Below are 1,347 nucleotides of genomic sequence, written 5' to 3'. Positions count from 1 at the left end.
GCGGCCGTGCGGCCCACGAAGCCCGGTTTCCCTTACCGCTGAAATTGCCCACCCACACGGCGATTACCGTGTCCGCGCATATCCCGACGGCCCAGGCGTCCCGAAAACCATGGGAGGTACCGGTCTTCCAGGCCACCGCGTTGCCTTGAACGGCGGCGGTCGGTCGGTGGTGGCTCTCCGGCGGTGGATTGTCCTTGAGGATATCCAGGGTGAGGAAGCTGGCCTCCGGACTGAGGAGTTGAATGGCCGGGGACGCCGCCGCTTGATCCGTTGTCATGCGCAGGGGCTGCCAGCGGCCGCCATTGGCCAGCGCCGCGTATAGTTCGCAAAGTTCCAGCATGGTGACCTCGACCCCGCCCAGGGCCAGGGCCAGCCCGTAATGCGCGGCCGGCTTCAGGTCGCCGATCCCCGCCCTTTGGAGAAACCCATGCAAGCCCGGCTCGGCCAGCCGGGTCTGCAGGTGGACCACCGGCAGGTTGCGACTCAGGATCAGGCGTCATGGGCCGACAGCGGGCCGAGGAAACGCTGGTCGAAATTCTCCGGGGTGAATCCGCCATAGCGCCGGGGTGAATCCTTCATCAGGCTCATGGGATGGATCAACCCCTGGTCCATGGCCAGGGCGTAGACGAACGGCTTGAGGGCCGATCCCGGCGACCGGCGGGCCGTGGTGCCGTTGACCTGTCCGGCGATGCGCGGGTTGAAGAAATCCGCCGATCCCACCAGGGCCGTCACCGCCATGGCGTGCGTGTCCAGGGCCAGGGCGGCGGCGTTGGTGATGCCCTGGGTTTTGTTGCGGGCGACATAGCGGCGGATCACGGTTTCCATGGTCCGTTGGCGATCCAGGTCCAGGGTGGTGACGATGCGACCATCCGTGGACGGCGGGGCCGTTGCCTCCAGGTGATCGATCAGGTGCGGGGCGGCAAAGGGCAGCCGGTCAGGGGATCGTACCGCCAGGGGAAGCGCGAAATAGGCGGCCAGTGGCCGGTCCTGGGGATGCCCGGCCAGCCAACGTGCCAGCAGATGGTGGCGCGCGGCGCGCAACTGGTCGAATCCCTTGGGATTGGCCGGATTGCGCCGTACGGGGTTTTGCGGCACCACCGCCAGGGTGAGCGCCTCGGGCAGGGTCAACTGGTCGGCGGGCTTGTCGAAATAGACCAGGCTGGCGGCCTGGATGCCTTCGATATTGCCCCGTAGGTGCCAGATTCAGGTAGGCTTCCAGAATACGCGCCTTGTCGTGGTGGCGGGTCAGCTGCAGGGCGCGCAGGATCTGCCGGAGCTTGCCGCCGATGCTGTCGGTGCGGATGCGCCAGCGCAGGCGGGCCACCTGCATGGTGATGGTCGATGCGC

At 67.2% G+C, this 1,347-nt stretch carries 2 protein-coding genes and 1 pseudogene; all 3 read right to left on the bottom strand.

Annotated elements, in window-relative coordinates; all coding sequences use genetic code 11:
- The coding region (locus JCM12296_RS34905; protein ID WP_246805332.1) for a penicillin-binding transpeptidase domain-containing protein at positions 1-469 on the bottom strand (469 nt) is incomplete at its 3' end.
- A gap of 20 nt (positions 470-489) precedes the next feature.
- Positions 490-825, bottom strand: a complete 336-nt coding sequence (locus tag JCM12296_RS46780) for a penicillin-binding transpeptidase domain-containing protein (protein ID WP_281492272.1) — start codon at positions 823-825, stop codon at positions 490-492.
- A 258-nt stretch (positions 826-1,083) separates the two neighbouring features.
- A pseudogene (locus JCM12296_RS46775) lies at positions 1,084-1,330 on the bottom strand (transglycosylase domain-containing protein); the annotation flags it as partial.
- Positions 1,331-1,347 lie beyond the last annotated feature (17 nt).

Source organism: Desulfosarcina cetonica JCM 12296 (assembly GCF_001311845.1).
GTDB lineage: Bacteria > Desulfobacterota > Desulfobacteria > Desulfobacterales > Desulfosarcinaceae > Desulfosarcina > Desulfosarcina cetonica.
This window is presented reverse-complemented; position numbering and strand designations above follow the sequence as displayed.

Coding starts and splice junctions, on each gene's coding strand:
- JCM12296_RS46780 (WP_281492272.1), bottom strand. CDS start 825: ATGGAAACCGTGATCCGCCGCTATGTCGCCCGCAACAAAACCCAGGGC.